The organism is Cellulomonas sp. (assembly GCF_017744555.1).
Lineage (GTDB): Bacteria > Actinomycetota > Actinomycetes > Actinomycetales > Cellulomonadaceae > Cellulomonas.
In genome coordinates this window covers 109469-135002 of record NZ_JAGIBD010000001.1, presented here as the reverse complement: position 1 = coordinate 135002, position 25534 = coordinate 109469, and the positions used below count along the sequence as shown (strand labels likewise).

22 protein-coding genes are annotated in these 25534 nt (G+C 75.1%); 14 read left to right on the top strand and 8 right to left on the bottom strand.

Annotated features, from left to right (window positions below; all coding sequences use genetic code 11):
• Nucleotides 1-151: 151 nt before the first annotated feature.
• The 5 genes from flgN (at nt 152) to J7523_RS00570 (ending at nt 4712) form a co-directional block, all read left to right on the top strand.
• Nucleotides 152-631 (top strand): flagellar export chaperone FlgN, encoded by a 480-nt coding sequence (flgN, locus tag J7523_RS00590; RefSeq protein ID WP_291881155.1) that lies wholly within the window; start codon nt 152-154, stop codon nt 629-631.
• A gap of 14 nt (nt 632-645) precedes the next feature.
• Nucleotides 646-2088 carry a flagellar hook-associated protein FlgK gene (flgK, locus tag J7523_RS00585; protein WP_291881154.1) on the top strand — a complete coding sequence of 481 codons (1443 nt, stop codon included), beginning with the start codon at nt 646-648 and terminating at the stop codon, nt 2086-2088.
• Nucleotides 2089-2094: 6 nt separating this feature from the next.
• Complete coding sequence (flgL, locus tag J7523_RS00580) at nt 2095-2982, top strand: flagellar hook-associated protein FlgL (RefSeq protein WP_291881152.1); 888 nt, start codon at nt 2095-2097, stop codon at nt 2980-2982.
• Nucleotides 2979-3416, top strand: coding sequence for a flagellar assembly protein FliW (locus tag J7523_RS00575; protein WP_291881151.1), 438 nt, complete (start codon nt 2979-2981; stop codon nt 3414-3416). The genes flgL and J7523_RS00575 overlap by 4 nt, the downstream gene beginning before the upstream one ends.
• 78 nt (nt 3417-3494) lie before the next feature.
• Nucleotides 3495-4712 carry an HDOD domain-containing protein gene (locus J7523_RS00570; protein ID WP_291881148.1) on the top strand — a complete coding sequence of 406 codons (1218 nt, stop codon included), beginning with the start codon at nt 3495-3497 and terminating at the stop codon, nt 4710-4712.
• Nucleotides 4713-4766: 54 nt separating this feature from the next.
• On the opposite strand, the gene J7523_RS00565 is transcribed toward J7523_RS00570, so the two are convergent.
• The 4 genes from J7523_RS00565 to J7523_RS00550 form a co-directional block, all read right to left on the bottom strand.
• The gene (locus J7523_RS00565; protein WP_291881147.1) at nt 4767-7805 is read right to left on the bottom strand and encodes an ATP-binding protein; all 3039 of its coding nucleotides are present in this window, start codon (nt 7803-7805) and stop codon (nt 4767-4769) included.
• Entirely contained in the window at nt 7802-8923 is a 1122-nt protein-coding gene (locus tag J7523_RS00560) for a DUF3027 domain-containing protein (protein WP_291881145.1), read from the bottom strand. The genes J7523_RS00565 and J7523_RS00560 overlap by 4 nt, the downstream gene beginning before the upstream one ends.
• Before the next feature lie 2 nt (nt 8924-8925).
• Nucleotides 8926-9306 carry a cold shock domain-containing protein gene (locus J7523_RS00555; protein WP_203757514.1) on the bottom strand — a complete coding sequence of 127 codons (381 nt, stop codon included), beginning with the start codon at nt 9304-9306 and terminating at the stop codon, nt 8926-8928.
• Between the two features lie 118 nt (nt 9307-9424).
• A complete protein-coding gene (locus tag J7523_RS00550; RefSeq protein ID WP_291881649.1) occupies nt 9425-10639 on the bottom strand; it encodes a M20 family metallopeptidase in 1215 nt (404 codons plus the stop codon).
• Between the two features lie 353 nt (nt 10640-10992).
• On the opposite strand from J7523_RS00550, the gene J7523_RS00545 reads away from it, so the two are divergent.
• Together J7523_RS00545 and J7523_RS00540 are read left to right on the top strand one after the other, a co-directional pair.
• Nucleotides 10993-13314: a helicase-associated domain-containing protein gene (locus tag J7523_RS00545; protein WP_291881144.1), complete on the top strand. Its 2322-nt coding sequence runs from the start codon at nt 10993-10995 to the stop codon at nt 13312-13314.
• On the top strand, nt 13311-14978 hold the full coding sequence (locus J7523_RS00540; protein ID WP_291881142.1) for a DNA repair helicase XPB: 1668 nt from the start codon (nt 13311-13313) through the stop codon (nt 14976-14978). The genes J7523_RS00545 and J7523_RS00540 overlap by 4 nt, the downstream gene beginning before the upstream one ends.
• 188 nt (nt 14979-15166) lie before the next feature.
• Here the strand turns inward: J7523_RS00540 and J7523_RS00535 are convergent, their stop codons facing one another.
• On the bottom strand, nt 15167-15748 hold the full coding sequence (locus J7523_RS00535) for a DinB family protein (RefSeq protein WP_291881140.1): 582 nt from the start codon (nt 15746-15748) through the stop codon (nt 15167-15169).
• Between the two features lie 168 nt (nt 15749-15916).
• Here J7523_RS00535 and J7523_RS00530 point away from each other — a divergent pair, with 168 nt between their 5' ends.
• Nucleotides 15917-17902: a TPM domain-containing protein gene (locus tag J7523_RS00530; RefSeq protein WP_291881138.1), complete on the top strand. Its 1986-nt coding sequence runs from the start codon at nt 15917-15919 to the stop codon at nt 17900-17902.
• Between the two features lie 84 nt (nt 17903-17986).
• A complete protein-coding gene (locus J7523_RS00525) occupies nt 17987-18775 on the top strand; it encodes a PspA/IM30 family protein (RefSeq protein WP_291881136.1) in 789 nt (262 codons plus the stop codon).
• A gap of 179 nt (nt 18776-18954) precedes the next feature.
• On the opposite strand, the gene J7523_RS00520 is transcribed toward J7523_RS00525, so the two are convergent.
• The 3 genes from J7523_RS00520 to J7523_RS00510 form a co-directional block, all read right to left on the bottom strand.
• Nucleotides 18955-19695, bottom strand: coding sequence for a type 1 glutamine amidotransferase (locus tag J7523_RS00520; protein ID WP_291881134.1), 741 nt, complete (start codon nt 19693-19695; stop codon nt 18955-18957).
• Between the two features lie 87 nt (nt 19696-19782).
• Nucleotides 19783-20667 (bottom strand): alpha/beta hydrolase, encoded by an 885-nt coding sequence (locus J7523_RS00515; protein ID WP_291881133.1) that lies wholly within the window; start codon nt 20665-20667, stop codon nt 19783-19785.
• A 21-nt stretch (nt 20668-20688) separates the two neighbouring features.
• Nucleotides 20689-21276, bottom strand: a complete 588-nt coding sequence (locus J7523_RS00510; RefSeq protein ID WP_291881131.1) for a TetR/AcrR family transcriptional regulator — start codon at nt 21274-21276, stop codon at nt 20689-20691.
• Nucleotides 21277-21370: 94 nt separating this feature from the next.
• On the opposite strand from J7523_RS00510, the gene J7523_RS00505 reads away from it, so the two are divergent.
• The 5 genes from J7523_RS00505 to J7523_RS00485 all read left to right on the top strand — a co-directional run bounded on the left by J7523_RS00505 (nt 21371) and on the right by J7523_RS00485 (nt 25477).
• On the top strand, nt 21371-22099 hold the full coding sequence (locus tag J7523_RS00505) for a response regulator transcription factor (protein WP_291881130.1): 729 nt from the start codon (nt 21371-21373) through the stop codon (nt 22097-22099).
• Nucleotides 22096-23736 (top strand): HAMP domain-containing sensor histidine kinase, encoded by a 1641-nt coding sequence (locus J7523_RS00500; protein ID WP_291881128.1) that lies wholly within the window; start codon nt 22096-22098, stop codon nt 23734-23736. Before J7523_RS00505 ends, J7523_RS00500 begins: the two co-directional genes overlap by 4 nt.
• A 45-nt stretch (nt 23737-23781) precedes the next feature.
• Nucleotides 23782-24591: a hypothetical protein gene (locus J7523_RS00495; protein WP_291881126.1), complete on the top strand. Its 810-nt coding sequence runs from the start codon at nt 23782-23784 to the stop codon at nt 24589-24591.
• A gap of 249 nt (nt 24592-24840) precedes the next feature.
• Nucleotides 24841-25131 carry a WXG100 family type VII secretion target gene (locus tag J7523_RS00490; RefSeq protein ID WP_291881125.1) on the top strand — a complete coding sequence of 97 codons (291 nt, stop codon included), beginning with the start codon at nt 24841-24843 and terminating at the stop codon, nt 25129-25131.
• A gap of 70 nt (nt 25132-25201) precedes the next feature.
• On the top strand, nt 25202-25477 hold the full coding sequence (locus J7523_RS00485; RefSeq protein ID WP_291881123.1) for a DUF4031 domain-containing protein: 276 nt from the start codon (nt 25202-25204) through the stop codon (nt 25475-25477).
• The last annotated feature ends 57 nt before the right edge of the window (nt 25478-25534 follow it).

Genomic DNA, 25534 nt, shown 5'->3' with positions numbered 1-25534 from the left:
ACCGTCGGGAGATAGCGCGCGGAACCGCTTCGACGATCGCCGCTGCGGGAATCCGCCCGCAAAGTCGTCAGGAACCGACAGACCCGGCCGATACCTCAGTCAGACGCGCGCCGAGCAACCGGAGCGCGACGCCGGACTGGGAGGACCCCCGATGCCCCTCAACGGGCTCTCCGAGGTGCTGTGGCACCAGCGGAACCTGCTCGAGCTGCTCCTGTTCAAGCTCGAGGAGGAGCAGATGATCCTCACGAGCGGACGCTCGCGCTGGCTGTCCCACGCGACCCGCGAGGTGGAGACCGTGCTCGACGAGATCCGTCAGGCCGAGCTCGGCCGCGCCGTCGCCGCCGACACCGCGGCGATGCACCTCGGCCTGCTCCCCGGCTCGTCGCTCGCCATGCTCGCCGAGCACGCCCCCGCGCCGTGGGACGAGCTGCTGCGCGCGCACCGCGACGCGTTCGCGTCGCTGAGCGCCGAGATCGGCCAGCTCGCCGACGGCAACCGCGAGCTCCTGCGCATGTCCCACCGCGCCACGCAGGAGACGCTCGCGTCGCTGCAGGACGTCAGCACGTACGACGGCACCGGCCAGTCCGCCCCCTCCGAGCGCGTCGCGCAGCTCGTCGACCGCACCTTCTGAGGAGCCCCGACCCCATGAGCACCTTCTCCGGACTCAGCACCGCGCTGAGCTCGCTGATCGCCCAGCGGCAGGCCCTCGACGTCGCCGGCCAGAACGTCGCGAACGCGAACACCGTCGGCTACACCCGCCAGCGCGCGACCCTGTCGTCGCTGCCCGCGGCGCAGGTGCCGTCGATGTTCTCCGTGCCGAACGGCACCGGTGAGGGCACCCGGGTGTCCGGCATCCAGCGCCTCGGCGACTCGTTCGTCGACGCGCGCCTGCGGACCCAGACCGGCGGCGCTGCCTACCTCAAGGCCCGCGCGGAGGCGTACACGACGCTCGAGTCGAGCACCGCGGAGCCGAGCGCGCAGGGCCTGTCGACGCAGCTGTCCGCGATGTGGAGCGCGTGGGGCGACGTGAGCAACACGCCGGACAAGGGCTCGGCGCGCGCCGTGCTCCTCGAGAACTCGCAGGCCGTGGTCGGCCGCATCCAGACCCTCTACACAGCCGCCCAGACGCAGTGGACGCAGGCCCGGTCGACCACCACCTCGCTCGTCGAGGAGGTCAACACGACCGCCGCGGGGGTCGCGGACCTCAACGCCCGCATCCTCGAGATCACCAACGCGGGCGGCACCGCGCACGAGCTCGCCGACCAGCGCGACCTGCTCGTCACGCAGCTGTCCTCGCTCGTCGGCGCGACCGTCTCGCAGCGTGCCGACGGGCAGCTCGACGTCATGGTCGCCGGCAACATGCTCGTCAACGGCAACCGCCCCCACGCGATCGCCGTCACCGGGGCCACCACGTTCCAGCAGGCCACCGGCGACACCTCGACGCCCGGCCAGGCCGTCACGGTCGTCTGGGCGGACCGGCCCACGCAGCAGGTCGGCCTCGACTCCGGCCGCGTCGCGGGTCTCCTGTCCGTCCTCGCACCGCCCGACGCCGCGGGCACCGGCGGCATCCTCACCGAGGCCGCCGCGCGGTACGACGACCTCGCGACGGCCATCGCGACCCAGGTCAACGCGCTGCACACCGGCGCGGTCACCACCGCGGGCACGACCGGCACCGACTTCTTCACGTTCGCACCGGGCCAGTCCCCCGCGATGGGTCTGCGCGTCGCGATCACCGACCCCGTGGACATCGCCGTCGCCGCCCCGGGCGCCGGCGCGCTCGACGGCTCGGTCGGCGACACCCTCGCCGGGCTGGGCACCTCGAGGACCGGCCCCGACGCGCTGTGGAGCGCCACGGTCGTCGAGCTCGGTGTCCGCACCGCGAGCGCAGGCTCGCGAGCGACCGTCGCCGAGGCCGCCCGGGCCACCGCCGAGCAGCAGCAGCTCGCGATCACCAGCGTCGACACCGACGAGGAGACCGTGAACATGCTCGCGTTCCAGCGCGCCTACGAGGGCGCCGCCCGCGTCCTGACCGCCGTCGACGCGATGCTCGACACGCTCATCAACCGCACCGGCCTGGTCGGAAGGTAACGGCCCATGATCTCGCGCATCACGCACCAGACCATCCAGCGCCAGACGCTGGCGAACCTGCAGGGCAACCTCTCCACGATGGCCACGCTGCAGGCGCAGATGTCCAGCGGGAAGAAGATCAACGTCCCGTCCGACGACCCCGCCGGCGCGTCCGACATGCTGCGGCTGCGCGGCGACCAGCGCGCGCTCACGCAGTACGCCCGCAACGCGAGCGACGGCGACTCGTGGCTCACCACGGTCGACTCGGCGCTCACGTCGTCGCTCGCCGCGCTGCGCCGGGCCCGCGACCTCACCGTCCAGGGGGGCGACGGCGCGCTCGGGCAGACGTCGCGCGACGCGCTCGCCTCCGAGCTCGACGGGGTCCGCGACACGATCATGGACCAGGCGAACGCGACGTACGTGGGCCGCTCCGTGTTCTCGGGCACGTCGGACGCGGGCAAGGCCTTCGACACGACCACCTACGCGTGGACCGGCACCCCGACGAGCGCCCCGGTCGAGCGCCGCGTGGGCCAGGCCATGACGGTGCGGGTCGACTCGGACGGCTCGCAGGTCTTCGGCCAGGGCGCCGGCTCGGTGTTCGCGCTGCTCGACCAGGTGTCCGCGACGCTCCGCGCGGGCGGCGACCCCACGCAGCACCTCGACGCGATCGACGCCCGCATGGAGGCCATGCTCACCGAGGTGTCCGCGGTCGGCGCCCGGCAGAACCAGATCGGGTCGGCGCAGACGTCGATCACGGGCCAGCAGCTCACCACCAAGTCGCAGCTGTCCGGCATCGAGGACATCGACCTCGCCGAGACGATCCTCGGGCTGCAGATGCAGGAGGTCGCATATCAGGGCGCTCTCGGCGCGGCGGGCAAGGTCCTGCAGCCGAGTCTGATGGACTTCCTCCGATGAACCTCGCGCCCGCCACCGTCCGCGTCGCCGTCGCCGGCGACACGTGCGACGTGCCCGCGGACCTGCACCTGGTCGTCGCGTTCCCGGGCCTGCCCGGCCGCGAGCACTACGTGCTCGACGCGCTCGACGACGCGGCCACCCTGTTCGCGCTGCGGTCGGTCCCCGACGGCGACGACGCGGCGCGCGAGGTGCGGCTGTTCGTCGTGAGCCCCACGCTCTACTTCCCGGACTACCACCCGGTCGTCGACGCGTCCGCGCTCGGTCCCGACACCGACCCCGCCGACGTCGTCCTCCTCGTCGTGGTGCACCCGGGCACGGACGGCGCAGCGCCGACCGCCAACCTGCTCGCCCCGGTCCTCGTGGACCGGCGGACGGGACGCGCCGTGCAGTCGGTCCTCGACGAGGACCGGCCGCTGCGTGCGCCGGTCGGCTGACCCGACCGCTTTCCCCTCATCCCAGGCCGCGGCCTGCCGATGTAGACCGTAGATCGTCGTCGCCATCTGGGGAGCACCATGTATGCACTGGACGAACCGACCGCACGCGTCGGCTCGGCGGTCATCCACCGCCAGCCCGTCGTGCACCCGGACCGCTCCGTCTTCGGGTACGCGGTCCGCGGTGTCGTGCTCGCGGCGGACGGCTCCGAGGAGCCCGAGAACCGCGTCGAGCAGCAGGTCGAGGCCCAGTACCGGATCCTCGACCCCGACCTCCTGACGGGCGACAAGCTCCTGGTCCTGCGGGCCACCCGGCGCATCTTCGGCGACGAGGTCGAGATCCCGTACGCCGGCAACGGGCTCGTGCTCGAGATCCCCGGCGAGCTCGCGATCCGCCCCGACGCGTACGACCTCGCCGCGACGCTCAAGATGGCCGGCTACGGCCTCGCGCTCGGCGAGTACGCGGGCTCCTCGCGGCTCGACCGCATGCTCACGCTCGTCGACTACGTGAAGGTCGACCTGGTGAAGCAGCACGACGACTTCGCGTCACTCGTCGAGCGCGCCAAGGGCGAGGGTGCCACCGTCATCGCGGAGCGCGCCGACAACACCGACCGCGTCCACTTCGCGCTGGAGGCCGGGGCCGACCTGCTCCAGGGGCCCATGTTCGAGCGCCGCCGGCCCGACAACGAGCGGCCCCTGTCCGCGGGCCAGGTGCAGTGCCTCGAGCTCGTGCGGCTGCTCAGCGCCGAGTACCCCGACCAGGACGCCGTGGTCCGCGTGATCAGCACCGACCCCGAGCTCACGATGCGCGTGCTGCACCTCGTGAACTCGAGCGCGACGGGCGTGCGCCGGCACATCGACTCGGTCCGCCAGGCCGTCGTGCTCGTGGGTCCGCGCCAGCTGTTCGCGCTCGCGATGGCGTCGATCGTCGACGCGCGCGCGGCATCGGTCGGGCCCCTGTGGTCGGTGCTGACGCGTGCCCTCACCGTCGCGCGGCTCACGAACTCCGACGCCGGCTACACCGTGGGCATGCTCTCGGCCGTCGCGTCGCACCTGCAGATCAGCGTCGACTCGATCATCGAGCGCTCCGGCGTCTCGGACGCGATCGCCGACGCGATGCGCGACCAGACGGGCCCTCTCGGCCCGGTGCTCGCCGCCGTCCTCGCGCACGAGGAGAACGACACCGCGGGCGTCCGCGCCGCCGGCTGGGAGCCCATCGAGATCGCGCACACGCACCTCGCGGCCATCCCCGAGGCCCTCGCGACGGCGACCGCGCTCGCGACGCCGCAGGCGGGCTGAGACCCCGCACCCCACGGCCCGGTCCGGATCCCACGAGGGTCCGGGCCCGGGCCGTCAGCGTCCCTGCGGCGGCCGCCACGCGGCGTCGAGCGCGACCGCGGCCGCACGGCCCGGGTCGACGAGCAGCGCCTCGACGACGTGCCGGTCCGCCCACCGCCCGGCCGCCTGCGCGAGCCCGGCGGCGAGGCCCTCGACGTGCACCGCGTGCACGACGGCCCCGCTCCCCGTCCCCTCGACCCACCACTGGACGGGCGTGCCGTCGACGAGCAGGTCCTCGTGCTCGACCCACGTCGTGGGCGCGTCCGGCAGCACGGTCCGCACGACGTCCGGCACGTCGGCCGTCTCGCCCGGGTCGCCTCCGACGAGCCCGTCCGCGAGCTCCTCGACGAGCGCGACGTCGAGCGCCTCCGCGGCCGCACGCGGGTCGGCCGCGGGGACGATCGCCGCCACGTCCGTCCGCTGGCACCACATGGGCGCACCCGCGACCGCCACGTCCTCGGCGTGCGTGAGGGCCACCCGGTCCGGCGCGACGAGCGCGGGCACCAGCTCCGGCGGGCGGTCGGGCGCCATCGCCGCCCACACGGCCACCGCGACCGACGGCGCGACGGGCGACCCGGCGGGACCCCACCCGGCGAGCAGCTCGCTCCACGCGGTCCCGTCGAGCTCGTCGAACGCGGTGACGCCGCCCAGCGCGCGCTGCACGCCCTCGTCGACGCGCGCGAGCACGTCCGGCACGGGCGACAGCACCCCGGCGACGGCCTCCCCGATCGCGAACGGCCCGCCGAGCCCGAGCCCCGCGCGCTCACGCAGCCACCACGCGGTGTACGACGGCGCTGTCCCGCCGAGCTCCGCCCGCACGGGCTCGACGAGCGCCCGGCGCAGCCGCGGCACGGTCGCGAGACGCTCGAGCACGTCGGGCCACGCACCGTCGGCCACCGCGTCGAGGTCCGCCACCGCCGTCGCCTCCCCCACGTAGGCGCCCGCGCCGAGGCGCTCCGCGAGGTGGACCAGGTAGTCCTCCCAGCCGTCGAGCGACCGGGCAGCCAGCGTCGCGTCGTCCTGCGCGTCGGTGTCGAGCGCGAGCGGGTCGACGACCACGTCCTGCACGCGCACGAGCACCAGGTCGGCGCGCACCCCGACGGCGGTGAGCGTGCGCTCGTCCCACCGGTCGAGGACGGCGACCGCGACCGGAGCCATCACGCGGTCGTCGAGCAGACGCGCCGCGACCGACCCGGGCACCACGAGCCCGTCGGCCGGCGTCGGCTCCCCGTCGGCCGCGTCGATCGTCAGCAGGCCGAGCCACGGCGGCGGTGGCGCGTCGTCGTCGTGGGTCGCCGCCGACACGAGCGCGAGGACCGCGTCGGTGACCTCGTCGACGGTCGCGAGGTCGTCGTCGTCCGCCTGCGCGAGCACCGCCCGCCGCACAGCCGGCTGCGCGAGGACCTCGGCCGCGTCGGCGTCGACCGCGCCGAGCCGCACGAGCACCGGGTGCTCGGCCGCCGGGTCGACCACCCGGACGCCCCACCGGCCGAGCGTGCGCAGCGTGTCCGGCTCGAGGCGCTCCGCCAGCTCCTCGGGCAGCACGAGCGTGCCCCGCGCACCCCGCACGACCCGCCCGTCCGCGAGCGGCACCGGTAGCGCACCGAGCGCCTCGCGGGCCTGCGGATCGCCCGCGAGGCCGGCCAGCGCGTCGTACAGGTCCCGCCAGTCGGCGTCGACGACGCCCGGCAGGTCCTCGACGACGTCCGCGAGCGAGCGCACCTCGACCCCGACCGTGCGGGCCTGCGCGTCCCGGCCGGCGGGCAGCCGCACGAGCCCGGCCAGGCGACGGCCCAGTGCCGCGAGCGCGCGGGTGTCGTGGCCCGCCGCACCCTGCAGCGCGACGGCCGTGCCGGGCGCGACGAGGACGACGTCCGTGGCGTCCTCCGGGGCCTCGGCGGGGCGCAGCAGCGGCGTCCGCGTCAGCCGGTCGACGAGGCGCGCGCGCAGGTCGCCGTCGAGCGCTCCCGCCGCGAACCCGGTCGGGACGAGCGCGAGCACGTCGCCACCCGCGGCCGCCACGTCGGTCGCCAGCCGGGCGTAGACGTCGGCCGCGTGGTCGAGCAGCGCGTCCGTGAGCGGACCTGTCGCCACGTGCCGCCGCGTCGGGTCGAGCGGCAGGGTCGCGACGAGCAGCGCCGGCACCGTGCTCGGCTCGTCCGTCGGGGTCGGTGCGTGCACCACGCGCGTGGCGGGGTCCGTGCCGTGCCGGGGCAACGCCCACGTCACCCGCCAGTCGCGCGCCGCCCGCTCCTCGACGGGCCGGTCCGCGAGCAGCGCGAGCGGCAGCTCCCCCTCGTCCGACGCCACGACCCACCGCTGCTCGACGTCCGCGACCCGGCGCGGCGGCACGTCCGACGTGAGGTCCTCGACGAGCACCTCGACGAGCGCCGGCAGGCCCAGCAGCAACGGGTCGCCCACGTCGCGCAGCAGCCCGCGGACCTCGTCGGCCGCCACCTCGTCGCGCAGCCGCAGCACCACCGCGGTGTCGTACCCCGTCGGCGGCCGCCCGTCGGCGGGGAGCGGCAGCCGCAGGGCGGGCAGCTGACCGTCGCGGCGACGCACCTCGTCCGCCAGCACCGGCACCTCCGCCGCGACCTGCGCGAGCAGCTCCGCCGTGTCGGCGACCGAGAACCGCACGCCGCCGCTCGTCGACAGCACCGAGACCTCGTCCGCCACGGCCCGCACCGCCGCGAACCCGACCCCGAACCGCCCCACGGTCCGGTTCCGCCCGTCCGGGCGCTTCGACGACGCCCGCATCGACGCGAGCGACGCGACCCCCTCCGCGTCGAGCGGGTCCCCGGTGTTCGCCGCGACCAGCACCGTGCCGCCCTCGGCCTGCACGAGCCGCAGCAGAAGCCGCCCCGGCACACCCGCGCGTGCCGCCGCGTCCGCCGCGTTCTGCGCGAGCTCGACGAGCACGCGGTCGCGGTAGTACCCGCGGGCGTGGTCCTCCTCCGTGTTGGCGTCCTCGCGCAACCTCGCGGGCAGCGCGCGCCACGCCCCCAGGACGGCAGCCCGCAGGGCCGCCGTGCCGAAGGCGTCGGCGGTCACCGCTCCGGTTCGGGCTCGGTCGGCGGCTCGTCGGCCGGAGCCTGCTCGGCGGGCACCTCGTCGACCGGAGGCTCCTCCGCGGGCACCTCGTCGAGCGCGGCGCTCTCCACGGGCGTGTCCTCGACGGGCGCGTCCTCGACGGGCGCGTCCTCGACGGGCGTGTCCTCGACGGGCATGTCCTCGACGGGCGTGTCGTCGACGGGCGTGTCCTCGACGGGCGCCTCGTCCACCGGGGCCTGCTCGACCGACGCGTCCTCGACCGCGGCGTCCTCGACCGGGGCGTCCTCGACCGGGGCGACGTCGACCGGCAGGTCCGCGGTCACCGCGGCCGTCGCAGCAGCCGCCCGGTCCCGCTCGCCGCGCGGTGCACCGCGGTCGACGACCTCGACGAGCAGCTCGTCGATCAGCGGCGCTGGCGCGGGCCAGTCGCTCGGCGGCGTCCCGGCGTCGGTCTCGGAGTGGGCGCCGCACCCGTGGTCGAGACTGACGACGCGGCCGTCGTCGGGCGACCACTCGTTCGCGCAGACCCCGAACACGGTGCCGAGCGACCCCTGCAGGGGCACGAGGAACCCGCACGACCCGCACGCGGCGGACGACGCGAGCGCACCGGCCGTCGTCGGGCCGTGCGACCCGCGGTACCAGCGCTCGGCGGCCTCGTCACGGCCCTGGGGCGAGAGCACCCGCACGCGGGCGAGCGCGAGCTCGTCGATCGCGACCTCGTCGAGCTCGGGGTCACCGGTGGGCGTCCAGCCGGGCTCGAGACGGGGGTCGTCGGCCTTGAACGGGAGCACGTCACCGGGACCGATGTCGCCGGGGCGCAGCCGGTCGGCCCACGGCACCCACGCCTGACCGAGGATCGCGTCCTCGCCGGGCAGCAGCTCGGCCTCGCACACGGTCGCGGACCGGCCGCGGGGCACGCGCGCGACCGTGACGGTCCACTCCCAGCCGCGGTAGCCCTTGGCGTTGCAGGCGAACCGGTGGGAGACCAGCCGCTCGCCCTCGACGACGAGGCCGAGGTAGTCGCCGACGTCCGACGGCTGCTCGGCGATGCCGATCGCGACGTCGCGCGCGAGGTCGACGGCCGACCCGAGCACGGCGTCCTTCGTCGCTGCGGCCACCGTCAGGCCTCGAGGTCGTCGGCCACGGCACGCAGCAGCGTCGCGTACTGCGTGGCGCGGGCCTTCTCGGGGTAGCGGCCGCGACGCAGGTCGTTGCCGACCTTGTCGAGCACCTTGATGAGGTCCTCGATGATGACCGCCATGTCGTCGGCCGGCTTGCGGGCGGCCTTCGCGACCGACGGCAGCGGGTCGAGGATCTTCACGGACAGCGCCTGGGGGCCGCGGCGACCGTCGGCGACGCCGAAGTCGACCTTGGTACCGGGCTTGGGCACGACGCCCTCGGGGAGAGCCGACGCGTGCAGGAAGACCTCGCCGCCGTCGTCGCCGGCGATGAAACCGAAGCCGCGCTCGGTGTCGAACCACTTGACCTTGCCGGTGGGCACGGCAGACCCCTGTCGTGAGAGAAGTAAGAACGTCCTGACCCTCCAGGCTACCGGGCCCGCCGCGTGCGGAGCGCGCCACAGGCACCGGGCGCGCCCCGGACGGGGCGACCCCGCGCGGTCAGCCCTCCGCGAGACGGTCGAGCGCCAGGGCGGCGAGCACGGCCGGGCCGACCGCGAGCGCCTCGTCGGCGAACCGGGCCTGGGCGGAGTGGTTGTAGGCGGCGGTCTGCGGGTCCTCCCCCACGGGCGTGGCCCCGAGCCCGAGGTAGACGCCGGGCACCTCCTGCAGCAGGTAGGAGAAGTCCTCGGCGCCGGACAGCGGCTGCGGCGCGGGGTGGTACGCCTCGTCGCCGAGCAGGCCGCGCGCGAGGGCCGCGGCGCGGTCGACCTCGGCCGGGGTGTTCGACGTCACGGGGTACCCGCGCTGATAGTCGACGTCGACGGTCATGCCGTGCGCGGCCGCGATCCCCTCGCACAGCCGCGCGAGCCGCTCGGGGACCACGGCGTGCACGGCCTCGGAGAACGTCCGGACCGTGGCCTCGAGCCGGGCCGTCGACGGGATGACGTTGTCGGTCGTCCCCGCCTCGATGCGGCCGACGGTGACGACCACGGGGTCGAAGATGTCGAACTGCCGCGTGACCATCGCCTGCAGTGCGAGCACGATCTCGGCGGCGACGGGCACGGGGTCGGCCGCCAGGTGCGGCATGGACCCGTGACCGCCGCGGCCCGTGACGGTGACGTGGACGGTGTCGGCGGCCGCGAGCATCGTGCCGGGACGGGACGTCACCAGCCCGGCGGGCAGCATCGACGACAGGACATGCAGCCCGTACGCGGCCACCACGCGGGACCCGGCGGCGTCGAGCACGCCCTCCTCGATCATGAGCCGGGCGCCGTGGTCGCCCTCCTCGCCGGGCTGGAACATGAGGACGACCGACCCCGCGATCGCCGCGCGCCGGGCGGCGAGCAGGCGGGCGGCCCCGACGAGCCCCGCGACGTGCAGGTCGTGCCCGCACGCGTGCATGACGCCGGGGTTCTCGGACGAGAACGGTTCGCCGCTGTCCTCGGTCACCGGTAGCGCGTCCATGTCGCCGCGCAGCAGCACCGCCGGACCGGGCCGGTCGCCGCGCAGCACCGCGACGACCGACGACAGACGGTCACCGGTGGTGACCTCGAGTCCGAGCGGCGCGAGCGCGTCGAGCACGAGGCGCTGCGTCGCGGGCAGGTCGAGGCCGAGCTCGGGGGTGCGGTGCAGGGCGTGCCGCAGCGCGGCGATCTCGGGGAGCTGGGCGGCGGCGTCGGCGCGCAGGCCGGCGAGGACGTCGGCGTCGATCAGGGTGGTCACGCGTGGCCTCCGGGGTGACGAGGGGCTCGCTCGCGCGCGTGCAGGCGAGCGTGTCGACATGGTGCACGAACCGCTCCGGGACGGGCCAGGAGCCGACGTCGGACACCGTGAGCCCGACCGCCGCGGACCCGAGCACCAGCCTGGGCGCGACACCGTCGATGAGCCACTCGGTCGCCGGGCCCGACGCCGAGTCCGTGGGTTGTCGCCGAGTCCGGCGCCTGCAACCCCATGACTCGGCGACAACCACCGGACTCGGCGACACCCACCGGACTCGGCGACCACCGCCGCACCGGAACCCGCACCCGGCAGCCGGGCGGGCACCCAGCGCACGTATCGTGGTGCGGATGGCCACGTTCACGGGGTACCTGCGGGCGCGCAGCGACGACGAGCTCGTCGCCCTGCTGCGGCTGCGCCCCGACCTGGCCGCCCCGTCGCCGTCGACGCTGTCGTCGCTGGCGGTCCGCGCGACGAGCCGGTCGAGCCTCGACCGCGCGCTCGCGTCCGTCGACGCGGGCGTCCTCCAGGTGCTCGAGGCCGTGGTCGCGCTCGACGAGTCCGGGCCCGTGTCGGCCGCGCAGGTGGTGCGTGCGGTCGCAGGGACCGCCGACGAGGCCGCCACCGCCGCCGTCGAAGGCGCGCTGCGGGCGGCGGAGGCGCGCGCGCTCGTCTTCCCCGAGGACACCGACCCGGACGCGGCGCTGCACCCGTCTCCCGGGCTGCCCGAGGCCCTCGGCCCGTACCCGGCGGGTCTGGCCCCGGTGGACCACCACCGCGCGGTGCACCCGCCGACCGACCCCGACGTGGTCCGCACGCTGCTCGACGACGCCCCGGCGGGTGCCCGCCAGGTGCTCGACGCGCTCACGTGGGGCCCGCCGGTCGGCCTGTCGCCGTCGCCGGGCAGCCCCACCGCGACGGCCGTCACCTGGCTGCTGCGGCACGGCCTGCTCGTCCCGGGCGACACCAAGCACGTGCTGCTGCCGCGGGCTGTCGCGCTCACGCTGCGCGGCGGCCGCACCCACCGCAGCCCGGCGACCGCCCCGCCCCTGCCGCACGACGCGGCCGTCCGGGCCGACGCGCTCGTCGCGTCCGAGTCCGCCGCCGCGGGTGAACGGGTGGCCCGCCTCGTCGCGCGGCTGGCGCGGTCGTGGGAGCAGTCGCCGCCGCCCGTGCTGCGGGCGGGCGGCCTGGGTGTCCGGGAGCTCAAGCGGACCGCGGCGGTGCTCGAGGTCGACGAGGGCGAGGCCGCGTTCGTCGTCGAGCTCGCGGGCGCCGCGGGGTTCGTCGCGGACGACGGCGAGGAGGTCCCGTCGTTCGTGCCGACGGTCGCGGTCGACGACTGGTGGGGCCAGGACGTGGCCGACCGGTGGGCGGCGCTGGCGCACGCGTGGCTCATCTCCCCGCGGGCGGCGTGGCTGGTCGGCACGCGCGACGAGCGCAGCGCGCTGCGGGCCGCGCTCGACCCCGAGCTCGTCCGGGCGTGGGCCCCGCGGCTGCGTGCGACGGTGCTCGGCACGCTTGCCGACGCGGGCCGTGGGGTCGCGCTGACCGCTCCGCAGGTGCTCGAGGTGCTGCGCTGGCGCACGCCCCGCTCGGTGCCGCCGACGAACGCGGTCGAGGCGGTGCTGCACGAGGCGGGGCTGCTCGGCGTGCTGGGCGCGGGTGCGCTGTCCGACGCGGGCCGTGCGCTCGTCGCGGGCGAGGACGCCGCCGCCGCGCTCGCCGCCTCCCTGCCGTCCGCCGTCGACGAGGTGCTGCTGCAGGGCGACCTCACGGGCATCGTGCCGGGCCGCCCGTCCGCCGCGCTCGAGGACCTGCTCGACCGCACCGCGCGCGTCGAGTCACGCGGCGGCGCGGTGACCGTGCGGTTCACGGCCGACTCGGTGCGCGCCGCGCTCGACGCCGGGTCGACGGCCGACGCGCTGCTCGCCGAGCTCCAGGCGCACGCGCGCGGCCCGGTCCCCCAGCCGCTCGAGTACCTGGTCCGCGACGCGGCCCGCCGGCACGGGCGGCTGCGCGCCGGTGCCGCGTCGAGCTACCTGCGCGCCGACGACCCCACGCTGCTCGCGGGCCTCGTCGACGACCCCCGGTTCTCCGACCTCGGCCTCGTGGCGCTCGCCCCGACCGTGCTGGTCGCGCAGGCGAGCACGCGCGAGCTCGTCGACGTCCTGCGTGACGTCGGGCTCGCGCCCGTCGCGGAGGGGCCGGACGGACAGGTGCTGCACCTGACGCCCGAGGTGCGCCGGGTCGGGCGTCGTGGCGCGGCCGCGGCGCGACGTCGGGCGGCGGACGCCGCGGCCGTCGTCGGGCCCCAGGAGGCCCTGCCCGCGGACCGGCTGGCCGCGCTCGTCCCCCGGCTGCGCCGCGCCGACGACGACCACACGGCGGCCGCCCCCGCTCCCGTGACGCCCGGCAAGCAGGCGAGGAGCACCATCGCCGGAACAGCCGACCCCGCCGGGGCGTTGGTGCTGCTGCGCGAGGCGGCCGCCGAGCGCGCACCCGTGTGGGTGGAGCTCGTCGGGCCCCAGGGCCTCACCGAGAAGCGGCTGCTGCGACCCGTGCTCGTCGAAGGGGGTCGCGTGCGCGCCGTGGACCCCGCCCGCGAGGCGGAGCTGACCATCGCGGTGCACCGCATCGCGTCGGTCACCCGAGAAGAGGAGAGCCCGTGACGAACGGCCCGTTGATCGTGCAGAGCGACAAGACGCTGCTGCTCGAGGTGGACCACGACCAGGCCGAGGCCTGCCGACGGGCCATCGCGCCGTTCGCGGAGCTGGAGCGTGCCCCCGAGCACGTGCACACGTACCGGCTCACGCCGCTGGGCCTGTGGAACGCGCGGGCCGCCGGCCACGACGCCGAGCAGGTCGTCGATGTGCTGCTCGAGTACTCGCGCTACCCGGTGCCGCACGCGCTGCTGGTCGACGTCGCGGAGACGATGTCCCGGTACGGGCGCCTGCAGCTCGTGCAGCACCCCGTGCACGGGCTCGTGCTGCACGCGCTCGACGCCGCGGTGCTCGCCGAGGTCGTCCGGTCCAAGCGGACCGCCGGTCTGCTGGGCGCACGGGTCGACGACACCGACGTGGTCGTCCACCCCTCCGAGCGCGGGCACCTCAAGCAGGTGCTGCTCAAGCTCGGCTGGCCCGCCGAGGACCTCGCCGGGTACGTCGACGGCGAGGCGCACGCGATCGCGTTGCAGCAGGACGGCTGGCACCTGCGCCCGTACCAGGAGCAGGCCGTCGAGGGGTTCTGGCACGGCGGGTCGGGCGTCGTGGTGCTCCCCTGCGGGGCCGGCAAGACGATCGTCGGCGCGGCGTCGATGGCGAAGTCGTCGACCACCACGCTCATCCTCGTGACGAACACGGTCTCCGCCCGGCAGTGGCGCGACGAGCTCGTCAAGCGCACGACCCTGACCGAGGACGAGATCGGCGAGTACTCGGGCGCCCGCAAGGAGATCCGCCCGGTCACGATCGCGACGTACCAGGTGCTCACGACGAAGCGGAAGGGCGTCTACACGCACCTCGAGCTGCTGGACGCCCGCGACTGGGGCCTCGTCGTGTACGACGAGGTGCACCTGCTGCCCGCGCCGATCTTCCGCATGACGGCCGACCTGCAGGCGCGCCGCCGGCTCGGCCTCACCGCGACGCTCGTGCGCGAGGACGGCCGCGAGGACGAGGTGTTCAGCCTCATCGGCCCCAAGCGGTTCGACGCGCCCTGGAAGGACATCGAGGCGCAGGGGTACATCGCCCCCGCCGACTGCATCGAGGTGCGCCTCACGCTGCCCGACGGCGAGCGCATGGCGTACGCGACGGCCGAGCCGGAGGAGAAGTACCGCCTGGCGGCGACCGCCGCGGGCAAGAACAAGGTCGTCGAGCAGCTCGTCGCGAAGCACACCGGCGACCAGGTGCTCGTCATCGGCCAGTACCTCGACCAGCTCCACGAGCTCGCCGAGCACATCGGCGCCGACCTCATCACGGGCGAGACACGGGTGAGCGAGCGGCAGCGGCTGTTCGACGCGTTCCGCAACGGCGAGATCCACAAGCTCGTCGTGTCGAAGGTCGCGAACTTCTCGATCGACCTGCCCGAGGCGTCCGTCGCCATCCAGGTGTCCGGCTCGTTCGGGTCCCGCCAGGAGGAGGCGCAGCGGCTCGGCCGGATCATGCGGCCCAAGGCCGACGGCAAGACGGCGCACTTCTACACGGTCGTCGCGCGCGACACCGTCGACCAGGACTTCGCGGCCCACCGGCAGCGCTTCCTGGCGGAGCAGGGGTACGCCTACACGATCGTGGATGCCGAGGACTTGCTGCACCCGAAGGACGACGAGCTCGAGCGCGACTGACCGGACGGGCGCAGCGGCAGGTTCACCACCGGGCTCGTCGCCGGGGCGGCGTCAGCGGCACGGGTCGGGATCGTTCCCCTCGCGGCGGCAGCGCGGCTGCTCCGACGTGCGGCCGCCGACCGCCGCGCGCGCAGCCGCGCCCGACCGGCACCGAGCGGCGTCGCCACGGCTTCACCGCGCACCCCCCGTCACTGGCCGAGCCGCCCGTCGATGCGTTCGCGCAGCAGGTCGACGTGGCCGAGGTGCCGCGCGTACTCCTCGATCATCCCGACGAGCAGCTCGCGCAGCGAGATCGCCCCGCCGCCGCTGCCCTTGGTGTTGTCGCCGTCGTCGACCGTCAGGTCGAGGCTCGCCGCCTGCGCGACGAACCGCGTGGCGAAGTCCACCTCAGCACGCCAGTCGTCCCACGCCTGCGCGACGACCGCGTCGTCCGGCACGGCGCCGTCGAAGTCGCCGTCCGGCTCGTCGGGCGTGGTGTACAGCCGCGGCACGTCCTCACCGGCGAGCATCACCCGGAACGTGTCGCGCTCCGTCTCGGCGAGGTGCCGCACCAGGCCGAGCAGCGAGAGCGTCGACGGCGGGACCGAGCGCCGGGCCATCGCCTCCGCGTCCAACCCGCCGCACTTGAGCTCCAGCGTCAGCCGCTGGCGCCGCAACGACTCGGCGAGGGTGGTGCGCTCGTCGCCGAGGTGGGGCCCGTGCTCGCGGGGGTCGTCGTCCGACGGACGCCCGTCCGCCGTGAACATGTCGGCCCGCCGCCTCGCCACCATGCGGCCCATGCTCCGGCCGCTCGCGGCGGCCGCCAACGGAATATCGCGCCGCGCGACGCCGTGCTCCCGCACCCGTGAGCACCCGTCGGAGCGGTGCCGGGTGGTCTGGGGAACCCGTTCGGCACATCCCTCGTTGCGACCGGTACAGCCCTCCGGAAGGATCATCGGGTGCTCCCCCGTCGTCGTGCGTCGCTGCTCCTCGTCCCTGCCCTGCTCGGCCTGTTCCTGCTGGTGGGAGGGACCCCGGCGTCGGCGGCCGAGCCGCAGACCCTGACGGGCGAGATCACCGACCAGGTGGGCGCCCTCGACGGCCAGCAGGGCGAGGTGCAGGCGGCCCTCGACAAGCTCGCGCAGGACACGCAGTACCAGCTCTACGTCGTCTACGTGTCGGACTTCGGCGGCGCGGACCCCGTGGCGTGGGCGCAGGACACGGCGCAGCAGTCCGGTCTCGGAAGCGAGGACTTCGTGCTGGCCGTCGCGACCGACGCCCGCCGCTACGCACTCGTCCCGCAGTCCACGGGAGACCTGTCGACCAGCGACGTCGAGAAGGTCGCCCGCGCGACGGAGGACCAGCTCCGCAACGACGACTGGGCCGGGGCCGCGATCGCCGCGGCGGACGGGCTGCGCGAGCAGGCGACGGGCGGCGGCGCGGGCGGCTTCGGGTTCGGCGGGATCCTCCTCGTCGGCCTGCTCGTCATCGGCGTCTTCGTGCTGGTCGGCTGGATCCGCGGCCGCTCGCGGCGCCAGCAGGTCGCGGCGGCCCCGCAGGCGGCACCCGCCGACGAGCTCGCGATGCTCCCGACGGCCGAGCTCGACCGTCGCTCGTCGACCGCGCTGGTCGCGATCGACGACGCCCTGCGCACGTCGGAGCAGGAGCTCGGCTTCGCGCAGGCGCAGTTCGGCCCGAGCGCGACGAAGGAGTTCGAGGAGGTCCTCGCCGGCGCGAAGCAGCGCGTCACGGAGGCGTTCCGGCTGCGCCAGACGCTCGACGACGACATCCCCGACTCCGAGCCGCAGGTCCGCGAGACGGCGACGCGCATCCTGCGGCAGTGCCAGCAGGTCGCGGCGGACCTGGAGGCGCAGAAGGCGGGCTTCGACCACCTGCGCGACCTGCAGGCGGGCGTCGAGCAGGCGCTCGACGCGCACGAGCAGTCGGCCGCGGCGCTGCAGGGCCGCATCGAGCCGACCCGCGCGACGCTGACGACGCTCGCGGCGCAGTACCCGGCCAGCGCGCTCGCGTCCGTCACGCACAACCCCGACCAGGCGCGCCTGCTGCTCGAGGAGATCGCGGCGACCATCGCGAAGGGTCGCGAGGCCGTCGCGCGCGACGAGCGCGGCACCGCCGTCGGGTACGCGCGCGCCACCGAGGAGGCGCTGGACCAGGTGTCGACGCTGCTCGACGCGGTCGACCGGGCCGGCGCGACGCTCGCGTCGATCGGCCCGCGGCTCGACGCCGCGATCGCGTCGATCTCGTCCGACCTCGCCGACGTCCGCCGCCTGGCCGCGACCAACCAGGACGTCGCCGGCCCGGCCGCCACCGCGACCGCCGCCATCGAGACCGCCCGCACGGCCCGCGCCGGCACGGGCGACCCGCTCGCGGCGCTGCGGACCATCACCGAGGCGGAGGCCGCGCTCGACGCCGCCCTCGCCCCCATGCGCGAGGCCGACGAGCGCGCCCGCCGCGCCCTGGGCCTGCTCGACGACCTCATCGGCCGGCTCGACTCGACGCTGCGCGCCACGAGCGACTTCATCGCGACCCGCCGCGGCGCGATCGGCCCCGAGGCCCGCACCCGGCTCGCGGAGGCCGAGCGGCTGCGCAGCCAGGCGCTCGACCAGCGCGGGCACGACCCCGAGCAGGCCCTGGAGTCCGGCCGCCGGGCGCAGGAGCTCGCGGTCGAGGCGCAGCAGCTCGCACAGGCGGACGTCGAGCACCAGCAGGACTTCGCCGGGGTCGGCGGGCGGCAGGGCGGCGGCTTCAACAACGTCGGCGGGATGGTGCTCGGCGGCATCCTGCTCGACTCGATCCTGCGCGGCGGCGGCGGGTTCGGCGGCGGGCACCACGGCGGCGGCTGGAGCGACGGAGGCGGTGGCGGCTGGGGCGGAGGCGGCGACGGCGGCGGCTTCGGGGACGGCGGCTTCGGCGGCGGGTTCTGACCCGCGCGTGAACGACGCAGAGCTGGACGAGCAACGGCACGAGCAACGGCACGACGAGCACGGACGACGAGAGGCAAGGGCACGATGACCGAGAAGCAGAGCATCTTCGGCCGCATCACGCAGCTGACCCGCGCGAACATCAACGCGCTGATCGACCAGGCGGAGGACCCGCAGAAGATGCTGGACCAGCTGGTCCGCGACTACACCAACTCCATCGCCGAGGCCGAGAAGGCCATCGCGCAGACCATCGGCAACCTGCGCCTCGCCGAGCAGGACTACAACGAGGACGTGCGGGCGTCGCGCGAGTGGGGGCAGAAGGCGCTCGCCGCGTCGACGGCCGCCGACCAGGCCCGTGCCGCGGGCGACCAGGTCAAGGCCGACCGGTTCGACAACCTCGCGAAGGTCGCGCTCGGCAAGCAGATCACCGCCGAGGGCGAGGTCCGCGACGCCGAGCCGCTCATCGCCTCGCAGCGCGAGACCGTCGAGAAGCTCAAGACCGGCCTGGCGCAGATGAAGGACAAGCTCGGCCAGCTCAAGACCCGCCGCGACACGCTCGTCGCCCGGCAGAAGTCGGCGCAGGCGCAGCAGACCGTGCAGACGGCGATCAGCTCGATCAACGTCCTCGACCCGACGAGCGAGCTCGCGCGCTTCGAGGAGAAGGTGCGCCGCGAGGAGGCGCTCGCGATGGGTCAGGCGGAGCTCGCGTCGTCGTCGCTCGACGCGCAGTTCGCCGAGCTCGAGTCGTCGGGCGAGCAGCTCGAGATCGAGGCTCGTCTGCAGGCGCTCAAGTCGGGCAGCGCCCCGACCCAGCTCGGCACGACCCCGGTGACGGCCCAGATCGAGGCCCCGCAGGACGCCCCGCGCGACGCCTGACCTCGGCACTCTCCGCCGACTTCGGTACGTCCGGTCGAGTTGGGTAGCTGCAGCTGCCGAACTCGACCGGAAGTACCGAACTGGCGCGCAGCTGCCGAGCTCGGCACGGCGTCTGGCGGAACGACTGCGGCCGGCGTCCCCTGAGGGGGCGCCGGCCGCAGTCGTGAGTAGACGTGAGGTCAGGCGGGGGTGCGCTCCGCGGCGCGGGCCACGACGATGCCCGCGAACGCCCGGGCCAGCACGCGCCCGGCACCGGCGACGACCTCGTCGTGCTCGGCCGCCGCGGCGTCGACGGCGTCGGTGTCGACGTCGTCGTGCAGGGACGCCCACGCGTGCAGCGTGGCGGGCGACGCCTCGGGGTGGAACTGCACGCCCCACGCCGACCCGACGCGGAACGCCTGGTACGGGTAGGCCCGCGAGTGCGCGAGCCACCGGGCGGCGCGCGGCAGGTCGACGATGGCGTCGGCGTGCATGCTCGGCATCCGGGTGGCGCGCCGCTCCTCGGGGAGGTCGGCGTCGACGAGCCCGCCGACCAGCTCGTCGTCCAGGGCCTCGGGCCGCCAGTGCACGTCGATGATCCCCGACTCGCGCCCGGGAGGGGCAGCGACGTGCACCTGGCCGCCGGTGGCGACGGCGAGCAGCTGCGCGCCGAGGCAGATGCCGAGGGTCGGCACGCCGGCGGCGACGGCGTCGGTGAGCAGGGCACGCGTCTCCGCGATGCCGGGCTCGTTCGACTTGGCGGACATCTGGCCGCCGAGCACGAGCAGGCCGTCGAGGGCGTCCGCAGGTCCGGCGCTCTCGCCGAGGTCGGCGCGCACGAGACGGACGTCGACACCGTCGAGCCAGTCCGCGAAGCGGTCGAGCGACACACCGTCGTCGAGCTGGACGACGGTCAGCACGGGGGTGGTTGCATCGGTCACGAGGAAGCACCGTACCGGCTTGGACACGCGCTCAGAACCGTCGGAAGTCCCTCAACGGGTATCGGTTCGGACACGCGCAGGGTGATCTCAGCCGCCGACGAACGCCACGACGCGCTTGATCGTCTCCTCGTCGCGCAGGATCCGCCGGTGCCCGAGACCGTCCGTGACGACGAGCTCGGCGCCGGGCCAGGCGCGCGCGATGCGGGGGCCGTCCTCGTGGTCGGCCTCCTTGTCGGCCCGGTCGGAGAGCACGAGCGCGGGCGGCAGCCGGTGCCGGGCGTTGGCGGCCCGGACGGGCACGTCGAGCGTGGACAGGCGGCGGTCGACGAGCGACTCCATGCGCACGACGAGGCGGTGCCGGCTCGTGTCGCCGAGCCCGAGGGCGGTGCCGAACGCGGTCACGTACGTCAGCGGCGCGGCGAGCGGGGTGATCAGCGCGAGCCGCTCGGTCGGGGTGCCGTCGAGCACCGCGAGGGCGCTCGCGGCGGCTCCGAGCGAGTGCGCGACGACGGCGTGGGCCGGTCCGTGGGCGGCGACGACGGCGTCGAGCGCGGCGACCAGCTCGGGCAGCGTCGACTGCCGCCCCCCGAGCGCACCGGGTCCGGACTCGCCGTGGCTGGGGGCGTCGTAGGCGACGACGCGGAGCCCGGCGGCGACGAGCGGCTCCACGAGCGGTCCGGCGACCTGCGCACGGTGGCCGCCCCAGCCGTGCACGAGGACGACGGTCGGGCCGTCGCCCCACGTCTGCCCGGCGATGTGCGAGCGGCCGAACGGGAGCCTCCACTGTGTGCCGCCGTCGAGCGTCGGGCGGTGCTTGGCGTGCGGCGGGCGGCACCACAGCCGCAGGGCTCCGCGGGCGACGAGGTCGGGGGCCCACGGATCGACGGCGCGGACGCCGGCCCTCAGCGCGGGCGGAACACCGAACTGATAAGAACGAACGGTCGTGCTATTTCTGGTCGACGGCGAGGTCATGGCGGACTCCTTCGAGGAATGTCAGTCGGGCAGCAGCGACTGCATGAGCCGCTCGAACGCGAAGCGCGTGCGGGTCTCGGCCGCCGGGTCGTGCAGCAGCCGGAACGCGTGGAAGTGCGCGAGCATCAGCCCGTGCAGGTCGTGGGCGAACTGCTCGGGGGCCAGGTCCTCGCGGAAGGCCCCCTCCTTGACGCCCGAGCGGTACACCTGGGCGAGCGACTCCACGAGGTCCCAGTGGTCGCGGACCACCTGGTCGCGGACCGGTCCCGGCTGGTCGTCGAACTCCGTGGCCGCAGAGACGAACAGGCAGCCGGCGCTGCCGCCCGTCGAGGCCACCAGCCAGCGCTCGAACAGCACCCGGACACGCGGCTCGCCCCGAGAAGCCGCGAGCGCCGGACGGATCACCTGGTCCACGAACCGTTCGCGCGCCGCGCCCAGCACCGCGAGCTGCAGCGCCTCCTTGGACCGGAAGTGCGCGTAGAGGCCGCTCTTCGACAGCTCGGACGCCGAGGCCAGCGAGCCGATGGTGAGGCCGGCGACGCCGAGCCGCCCGGCGATCTCGACCGCACGGTCGATGACGGCCTGCCGGGTCACCTCGCCCTTGCTCACCGCGCGAAAATAGCACGGTCGTACTCCGCGGGTCGAGACCGGCTTCGCAGCCGGCTCCCAGGCAGCACCCAGGGTCCGTGGGCACACTGGGTGGATGACGTCCGTCCCCGCCGCGCCCGAGGCGCGCCTGCTCGTCGTCGACGACGAGCCGAACATCCGCGAGCTGCTCTCCACGTCGCTGCGCTTCGCGGGCTTCGAGGTGCACGCCGCAGCCGACGGGGGCGCCGCGCTGCGGCTGGCCCGGGATGTCGAGCCGGACCTCGTGGTGCTCGACGTCATGCTCCCCGACATGGACGGCTTCACGGTGACGCGGCGCCTGCGCGAGACCGGCCACCACGTGCCCGTCCTGTTCCTCACCGCGCGCGACGACACGGCCGACAAGGTGCAGGGCCTCACGGTGGGCGGCGACGACTACGTCACCAAGCCGTTCAGCCTCGAGGAGGTCGTCGCCCGCATCCGCGCGATCCTGCGGCGCACCGGCGCGGGCCTCGACCTCGACGCGAGCGTGCTGCGGTACGCCGACCTCGAGCTCGACGAGGACAGCCACGAGGTCACCCGCGCCGGCCAGCCCGTCGAGCTGTCCCCCACCGAGTTCAAGCTGCTGCGCTACCTCATGCTCAACCCGGGCCGCGTGCTGTCGAAGTCGCAGATCCTCGACCACGTCTGGCAGTACGACTGGGGCGGCGACGCGAACATCGTCGAGTCCTACATCTCCTACCTGCGGCGCAAGGTGGACCAGCTCGACGACGCCGAGGGCAACCGCCTCAAGCCGCTCATCCACACCAAGCGAGGCGTGGGCTACCTGCTCCGCGAGACGCCGTGACCGGAGCCCCCGCACCCGCGTCGCGGCCCGGCGCACCACCGGTCGCCGCGCCCGACCCGCCCGCCGCACCGGCCGGCCCGGCGGCCGCGGCAGCCCACCCGACGACGCCGCGCCCGGCGGCACCGAGCAGCGCGTCCCTGGCCGACCGGCTCCGGGCGCGGTGGTCGGGCGTCCCGCTCGTCGCGCGGCTCGTCGGGATCACGACCGTGCTGCTCGCGATCGGCCTGGTGCTCGCGGGGATCGCCGGCACGACCCTGCTGAGCCGCACGCTCGTCAGCCAGCTGGACAGCAAGCTCGTCACCGAGGGCCGCGCCGTCGCGAGCGACGCGCTCAACCCCTTCAGCGCGCGCGACTTCGGGCAGGAGGCGTACCCGAGCGACTACTACGTCGAGTACACGACCGCCGCCGGCGTGTCCGACTCCCGGCTGCGTGGCACCGTCTCGAACGCGTACGGCACGCCGGACGTCCCCGACCTGTCGCCCGACGAGGTCGTGGCCATCGCCGGCGAGCCGTTCACGACCGGGTCGGACCACTCGGGTTCCGACTGGCGCGTCGTGATGTACCCGGTGTGCCCGGACCGGGCGTGCGCGCAGCCGGTCGGCACGGTCGCCGTCGGGCTCCCGCTCGAGGGCGTCGAGGACACCGTGCGCCGCATGGCGCTCGCGCTCGCGCTCACCGGCGTCGGCATTGTCGCGATCGGCGGCCTCGTCGGCGGCTGGGCGGTCCGCCGGTCCCTCAAGCCGCTGCGGGAGATCGAGACGACGGCCGCCGCGATCGCCGCCGGCGACCTGTCGCAGCGTGTCGCGACGGCTCCCGGCACCACGGAGGTCGGTCGGCTCGGCGCCGCGCTCAACGGCATGCTCGCCCAGATCGAGCAGGCGTTCTCCGTGCGCACCGCGTCCGAGGCCCGCATGCGCCGGTTCGTCGCGGACGCGTCCCACGAGCTGCGCACGCCGCTCGCGACGATCCGCGGGTACGGCGAGCTGTACCGCATGGGTGCGCTCACCGAGAAGGACCAGGTCGACGACACCATGCGGCGCATCGAGGACTCGGCGACCCGCATGGGCGGCCTCGTCGAGGACCTCCTCGCGCTCGCCCGGCTCGACGAGAACCGGCCGCTGCGCTTCGACCCCGTCGACCTCACCGTCCTCGCGGCGGACGCGGTCAGCGACCTGCACGCCCTCGACCCGACGCGCACGTCGCGCCTCGAACCGCTCGTCCCCGGCGCCCCGACCGGCGCGGTGACGGTGATCGGCGAGGAGCCGCGGCTGCGTCAGGTGCTCGCCAACCTGCTCGGGAACGTCGTCCAGCACACGCCGTCAGGCACGCCGGTGGAGGTCGCGGTGGGGGTCGTCCCCGGCCCCGACGGAACGCCGGTGGGCGTCGTCGAGGTCCGCGACCACGGCCCCGGGATCGACCCCGAGCACGCCGCGCGGGTGTTCGAGCGGTTCTACCGGATCGACGCGTCGCGCGGCCGCGACTCCGGCGGTGCGGGCCTCGGGATGGCCATCGTCGCGGCGATCGTCGACGCGCACGGCGGCACGGTGGGCCTCGCGCAGACGCCCGGCGGTGGCACCACGGTGCGCGTCGCCCTGCCTGTGCACATGTCCGGTTCGAGCAACGGACCGTCCGCCTGAGGGCTACGATGACGCGTCCTAGTCACCGTCGTGAGGCTGTTGTCCATGGGCGTCCATGACGCACCACAGTGGTTGTTGTCCGCGTACCAGCGCAGCTCGTTGGGTGCCGGTGCCACCGCCGACGTCGAGGAGATCCGCGACGCCGGGCAGGCGCTGATCGACCGGTGGTCCTCCCCTGGACGGGACTTCCACAACCTCAAGCACCTCGTCGACGTGCTGGTCCGGGTCGACGAGCTCGTCGAGGAGACCCACGAGCCCGACCTCGTGCGGCTCGCCGCGTGGTACCACGGCGCGATCTTCGACTCCGCGAACGCCAAGACGTACGCGAACCGCGGCGGCGAGGACGAGATCGCGAGCGCCCGCCTCGCGCACGACGAGCTGACGCGGCTCGGCGTCCCGGAGCGGCGCGCGCAACGCGTGCACGACCTCGTCGTCGCGCTCGTCCGGCACTCGCCCGACCCGACCGACTTCGACTGCGCCGTGCTGTGCGACGCCGACCTCGCGATGCTCGCCGCCGAGCCGCAGCGCTACAAGGCGTACCTGCACGACGTGCGCGCCGAGTACGCGCACCTGCCGATCGAGGACTACGTCCGGGCCCGCCTGCGCATCCTGCACAAGCTGCTCGCCCGGCCGTCGCTGTTCTCCAGCCCGCTCGGCGCCGCGTGGGAGGAGCCCGCCCGCCAGAACGTGTCGGCCGAGCTGCAGCGGCTCGAGAAGGAGCTCGTGAAGATCGACGCCGAGAAGGACGCGGCAGCGGCCGACGCGGCGACCGAGCACACCACGAACGGGGCGACCGACGACGCGACGGCCACGGCCGCGGCGGCGGCCCGGGCGGACGACGCCTCCGGGCGCTGAAACGAACGAGCACGGCACGCTCCCGCGCGGTCGGCCGACGGACGCGACACGCACCGTCGTGTCCTGCTGAGCCACGGCACTCGGTTCCGGCCGCGTCCCGGCTGGGTCCGAACCGCCCACAGCCCTCCGCCGCCGGCGCCCCTCCACGGCGGACCGGCGGTGCCCGACGACGGCGTGCCGTCCCGACGTACGTTCGGCGGACCCGGCGGCGCCACGGAGCGCGCCGCCGCCGACGCACGGAGGTCCGGCATGACGAGGTTCGAGGTCGACAGCGCCCAGGTCGCGCAGGCCGCCGCGGGGGTGCAGGCGCGGACGGCGTCGATCCGCGCGGAGGTGTCCGCGATGCACCGCCAGCTCGCAGAGCTGCAGGGCACCTGGCGCGGCGGGGCCGCGACGGCCTTCGCCGGCGTGCTCACGGACTGGTCGGCCACCGAGGCGCGCCTGGAGCAGTCGCTCGAGTCGATCGGCGCCGCGATGCACGCGGCCGCCCGCACGTACGCGGAGGCCGAGCAGCAGGCGTCGCGGCTGTTCACCGTGTGACGTGAGCGCCCTGCCGCGGTTCGCGCGCGCGTCCCGCGGTCGCACGTCGACGGCGACGTACGCTCGGGCGGTGACCGTGCTCGTCGACCCGCCCCTGTGGCCCCGCCACGGGCGGCACTGGGCGCACATGGTCAGCGACGCGTCGCTCGACGAGCTGCACGCGTTCGCCGCCCGGGCGGGTCTGCCCGAGCGGGCGTTCGACCTCGACCACTACGACGTGCCCGACGAGCGGATCGACGCACTCGTCGCCCTCGGGGCGGTACCGGTGAGCGCCGGTGAGCTCATCCGCCGGCTGCGCGCGTCGGGGCTGCGCGTCCCGGGCCGGGACCGCGAACGACGGCACTGAGGCGTCGGAACCGAGACGTCGGCACCGAGACGTCGGCACCGAGACGTCGGCACCGGG